A 5,064-nucleotide genomic window follows, 5' to 3' on the forward strand; every position below is an offset into this window, starting at 1 on the left:
GCAAAGAATCTGATCCTGTGGTTGATCATCGCGGCTGTCCTGGTGACGGTGATGAACAACTTCTCCAGCCCTAACGAGCCGCAGACCCTCAACTATTCCGACTTTATCCAGCAGGTCAAGGATGGCAAGGTCGAGCGCGTAGCGGTTGACGGCTATGTGATTACCGGCAAGCGCAACGACGGCGACAGCTTCAAGACCATTCGTCCCGCGATTCAGGACAATGGCCTGATCGGCGATCTGGTCGACAACCATGTTGTGGTCGAAGGCAAGCAGCCTGAGCAGCAAAGCATCTGGACCCAGCTTCTTGTGGCCAGCTTCCCTATCCTGGTGATTATCGCTGTGTTCATGTTCTTCATGCGCCAGATGCAGGGCGGCGCCGGTGGCAAGGGCGGGCCGATGAGCTTTGGCAAGAGCAAGGCGCGTCTGCTGTCTGAAGATCAGGTGAAAACCACCTTGGCTGACGTAGCCGGTTGCGACGAAGCCAAGGAAGAGGTCGGCGAACTTGTTGAGTTCCTCCGTGATCCGGGCAAGTTCCAGCGCCTGGGCGGTCGCATTCCTCGCGGTGTGCTGATGGTTGGTCCTCCGGGTACCGGTAAAACCTTGCTGGCCAAGGCGATTGCCGGCGAAGCCAAGGTGCCGTTCTTCACTATTTCCGGTTCTGACTTCGTCGAGATGTTTGTTGGTGTTGGCGCTAGCCGCGTTCGTGACATGTTTGAGCAGGCCAAGAAACACGCGCCTTGCATCATCTTCATCGACGAAATCGACGCCGTTGGTCGCCATCGTGGCGCGGGCATGGGCGGTGGTCACGACGAGCGTGAGCAGACCCTCAACCAGTTGCTGGTTGAGATGGACGGCTTCGAAATGAATGACGGCATCATCGTGATCGCTGCAACCAACCGTCCTGACGTACTTGACCCAGCATTGCTGCGTCCGGGCCGTTTCGACCGTCAGGTTGTGGTAGGTCTGCCAGATATTCGTGGTCGCGAGCAGATTCTCAAGGTTCACATGCGAAAAGTGCCAATGGGTGACGACGTTGCTCCGGCTGTCATCGCTCGCGGTACTCCGGGATTCTCCGGTGCCGACTTGGCTAACCTGGTCAACGAAGCGTCGCTGTTCGCTGCTCGCAGCGGCAAACGCATCGTAGAGATGAAAGAGTTCGAACTGGCCAAAGACAAGATCATGATGGGCGCCGAGCGCAAATCGATGGTCATGTCGGAGAAAGAAAAACAGAACACTGCTTATCACGAAGCTGGCCACGCGATTGTTGGCCGTGTCGTGCCTGAGCATGATCCCGTTTACAAAGTGTCGATCATTCCGCGCGGTCGTGCGCTGGGTGTGACTATGTTCTTGCCGGAAGAAGATCGTTACAGTCTGTCCAAGCGTGCGCTGATCAGTCAGATCTGCTCGCTGTATGGCGGTCGTATTGCTGAAGAGATGACACTTGGCTTTGACGGTGTGACCACCGGTGCCTCCAACGACATCATGCGTGCCAGTCAGATTGCGCGGAACATGGTGACCAAGTGGGGGTTGTCGGAAAAACTCGGTCCACTGATGTATGCCGAAGAAGAGGGCGAAGTGTTCCTCGGGCGTGGTGGTGGCGGTCAGGGCGCCAGTTTCTCTGGTGAGACTGCCAAGCTTATCGATTCTGAAGTGCGCAGCATCATTGATCAGTGCTACGGCACGGCCAAGCAGATCCTCACGGACAATCGTGACAAGCTGGATGCAATGGCTGACGCGCTGATGAAGTATGAAACGATTGATGCTGAGCAGATCGACGACATCATGGCCGGCCGCACGCCTCGCGAGCCTCGCGATTGGTCGGGTGGTGCGGGTACGCCGCCGCCTCCTGTCGTTCAGGATGAGCGTCCGGAAAAACCGATTGGCGGTCCGGCTGCTGATGTTTAAGGTTTGAAATGACTTCTGTACAGTCCCTGACCCGGTTGCCTTGCGGCAACCGGGTTCTTGATTTTTCCCAGACGCATGTCATGGGCATTCTCAATGTCACTCCCGATTCCTTTTCTGATGGTGGCCGTTACAGCCAGCTCGACGCGGCCTTGCGCCACGCCGAAGCCATGGTCGCCGCTGGCGCGACGCTGATCGATGTGGGGGGCGAGTCCACCCGTCCTGGCGCCCGTACGGTTTCGCCGCTGGAAGAGCTTGAGCGCGTGGCGCCAATTGTCGAGCTGATCAATCGCGAACTTGATGTCATCATCTCGGTCGATACGTCGACTCCGGCGGTGATGCGCGAAACTGCGCGACTGGGTGCCGGATTGATCAATGATGTGCGTTCGTTGCAGCGCGACGGTGCGCTGGATGCGGCGGCGGCGACAGGCTTGCCGGTCTGCCTCATGCATATGCTCGGTGAGCCGGGTGATATGCAGGACAATCCGCACTATCAGGATGTCACTCGGGAAGTTGGCGAGTTTCTCTGCGAGCGCATGCAGGCGTGTGCGTCGGCGGGTATTCCTGCCGAGCGCATCATCCTTGATCCAGGTTTCGGCTTCGCCAAAACACTGCAGCACAATCTAAGCTTGTTCAAGCATATGGAAGCCCTGCATGCATTGGGCCGGCCCTTGTTGGTGGGTGTTTCACGCAAGAGCATGATCGGACATGCGTTGAATCGTCCTGTGGGTGAGCGTCTGCATGGTGGTCTGGCACTGGCTACGCTCGCGTCAATCAAGGGTGCGCGTATATTGCGCGTCCATGATGTGGCGGAAACGGTAGATGTGGTGCGGATGATCGCGGCCGTTGAGTCGGCGGAATAAGAACGATGGAGCAGTTATGAGCAAGAAATACTTTGGTACTGACGGCATTCGTGGTCGAGTCGGGGAATATCCGATTACTCCTGACTTCATGCTCAAGCTCGGCTGGGCTGCTGGCATGGCGTTCCGCAAGATGGGCGCCTGCAAAGTGCTGGTTGGCAAAGACACACGGATCTCCGGTTATATGTTTGAGTCGGCGCTTGAAGCTGGCCTGACTTCGGCGGGTGCGGATGTAATGCTGCTTGGCCCGATGCCGACGCCGGCCATTGCCTACCTGTCGCGCACGTTCCAGGCTGAAGCCGGAATCGTGATCAGTGCTTCGCACAACCCGCATGATGATAACGGCATCAAATTCTTCTCCGGTAAAGGCACCAAGTTGCCGGATGAGCTGGAATTGATGATCGAAGAGTTGCTCGATACTCCAATGACCGTGGTTGAGTCGAGCAAGATCGGCAAGGTGTCGCGGATCAATGATGCCTCTGGTCGTTACATTGAATTCTGTAAGAGCAGTGTGCCAACCGGTGCCAATTTCGCCGGTCTGAAGATCGTCATCGACTGCGCTCACGGTGCGACCTATAAAGTTGCGCCGAGTGTTTTTCGTGAGCTGGGCGCCGAGGTCGTGGTGCTTTCAGCCCAGCCAAATGGTCTGAACATCAACGACAATTGTGGCTCCACTCATATGGGGCAGCTGCAGGCGGCGGTGCTGGCTGAGCACGCTGATCTGGGTATTGCTTTTGACGGGGATGGTGATCGGGTCCTGATGGTTGACCATACGGGTGCCATTGTTGACGGTGATGACCTGCTGTTCATCATTGCTCGCGATCTGCAGGAGCGTGGAAAGCTGCAAGGAGGAGTGGTAGGTACTCTGATGAGTAATCTCGGTCTGGAGCTGGCCCTTGCCGATCTTTCGATTCCGTTTGTTCGCGCCAATGTCGGCGACCGTTATGTGATTGCTGAGTTGCTTGAGCGTAACTGGTTGGTCGGTGGTGAGAACTCAGGGCATATCGTCTGTTTCAATCACACCACGACCGGTGACGCGATCATTGCTGCTCTGCAAGTGCTGATGGCGCTCAAAACGCGTAACGAAGGTCTGGCGTTAGCTCGACAAGCTTTGCGCAAGTGTCCTCAGGTGCTGATCAATGTGCGTTTCGGTGGAGGCGAAAGTCCGCTGGAACATCCGGCTGTCAAGGAGGCCAGCGCGCGCGTCACTCAGGCAATGGCTGGTCGCGGACGTGTGCTTTTGCGCAAGTCCGGCACAGAGCCTTTGGTGCGTGTGATGGTTGAAGGGGAGGATGCAACCCAGGTTCGCGGCTATGCCGAAGAGCTGGCAAAACTGGTAACTGAAGTTTCTGCCTGATTCGGCTTGCCAGCCATGATTGTGTTGGGTAACATCTGCGCCCACTTTGACCGACGAGGTACAGCATGCGTCGCCCTATGGTAGCTGGTAACTGGAAGATGCACGGTACCCGCGCCAGCGTCGCTGAGCTGATCAACGGGCTTCGTCATCTGGCCTTGCCAAGCGGTGTTGATGTCGCGGTATTCCCGCCTTGCTTGTATATCAATCAAGTGATTGATGGCTTGAAAGGCAAGTCGATCTCGGTCGGCGCGCAGAACTCTGCGGTGGAGTCCATGCAAGGTGCGCTGACTGGTGAAATTGCGCCGAGTCAGTTGATGGATGCAGGCTGTTCCCTTGTGCTTGTCGGGCACTCCGAGCGCCGCCAGATTATGGGTGAGCGAGACGGGATGCTGAATCGCAAGTTCGCAGCGGCGCAGGCATGTGGCTTGATTCCGGTGTTGTGTATAGGGGAAACCCTGGAGCAGCGCGAAGCCGGTAAAACTCTTGAAGTTGTCGGGCGTCAGCTTGGCAGTATCATTGAGGAGCTGGGTGTAGGTGCCTTTGCCAAGGCAGTAATAGCTTACGAGCCGGTCTGGGCTATTGGCACCGGACTGACTGCAACGCCGCAACAGGCGCAGGATGTGCATAAGGCCATTCGCGAGCAGTTGGCGGCAGAGAATTCTGAGGTCGCACGAGGTGTGCGGCTTCTATACGGCGGCAGCGTGAAGGCGGCCAATGCGGTCGAACTGTTCGGCATGCCGGATATCGATGGGGGGCTCATTGGTGGAGCTTCCCTGAATGCAGATGAGTTCGGTGCGATTTGTCGCGCCGCGGGAAACTGAAAAAATGCTGGAAACAGTCGTAGTCGTTTTTCATCTGCTGGGTGCATTGGGCGTAGTTGCTCTGGTTTTGCTGCAGCAGGGTAAGGGTGCGGACGCTGGTGCGTCTTTCTGATCAGGTGCTTCA

4 protein-coding genes and 1 pseudogene are annotated in these 5,064 nt (G+C 57.0%); all 5 read left to right on the forward strand.

Annotation, left to right across the window (positions count from 1 at the left end):
* Positions 1–1,905: ATP-dependent zinc metalloprotease FtsH (gene ftsH / locus ACIOU6_RS25630; RefSeq protein WP_401139328.1), on the forward strand; the 1,905-nt coding region annotated here is incomplete at its 5' end.
* Between the two features lie 8 nt (positions 1,906–1,913).
* Complete coding sequence (gene folP / locus ACIOU6_RS25635) at positions 1,914–2,765, forward strand: dihydropteroate synthase (protein WP_401139330.1); 852 nt, start codon at positions 1,914–1,916, stop codon at positions 2,763–2,765.
* Positions 2,766–2,781: 16 nt separating this feature from the next.
* Complete coding sequence (gene glmM / locus ACIOU6_RS25640; protein ID WP_401139332.1) at positions 2,782–4,119, forward strand: phosphoglucosamine mutase; 1,338 nt, start codon at positions 2,782–2,784, stop codon at positions 4,117–4,119.
* A 65-nt stretch (positions 4,120–4,184) separates the two neighbouring features.
* Positions 4,185–4,940, forward strand: a complete 756-nt coding sequence (gene tpiA, locus ACIOU6_RS25645; protein WP_221730612.1) for a triose-phosphate isomerase — start codon at positions 4,185–4,187, stop codon at positions 4,938–4,940.
* A gap of 4 nt (positions 4,941–4,944) precedes the next feature.
* Positions 4,945–5,049, forward strand: a pseudogene (secG, locus tag ACIOU6_RS25650) (preprotein translocase subunit SecG); the annotation flags it as partial.
* Positions 5,050–5,064: the final 15 nt, after the last annotated feature.

The sequence above is a fragment of the Pseudomonas sp. NPDC087615 genome (assembly GCF_044743445.1).
Taxonomy (GTDB): domain Bacteria; phylum Pseudomonadota; class Gammaproteobacteria; order Pseudomonadales; family Pseudomonadaceae; genus Aquipseudomonas; species Aquipseudomonas baetica_A.

What these genes read in the sequence shown, in the direction of transcription:
- folP (WP_401139330.1), top strand. Translation starts at nt 1,914, where the DNA reads ATGACTTCTGTACAGTCCCTGACCCGGTTGCCTTGCGGCAACCGGGTT.
- tpiA (WP_221730612.1), top strand. Translation starts at nt 4,185, where the DNA reads ATGCGTCGCCCTATGGTAGCTGGTAACTGGAAGATGCACGGTACCCGC.
- glmM (WP_401139332.1), top strand. Translation starts at nt 2,782, where the DNA reads ATGAGCAAGAAATACTTTGGTACTGACGGCATTCGTGGTCGAGTCGGG.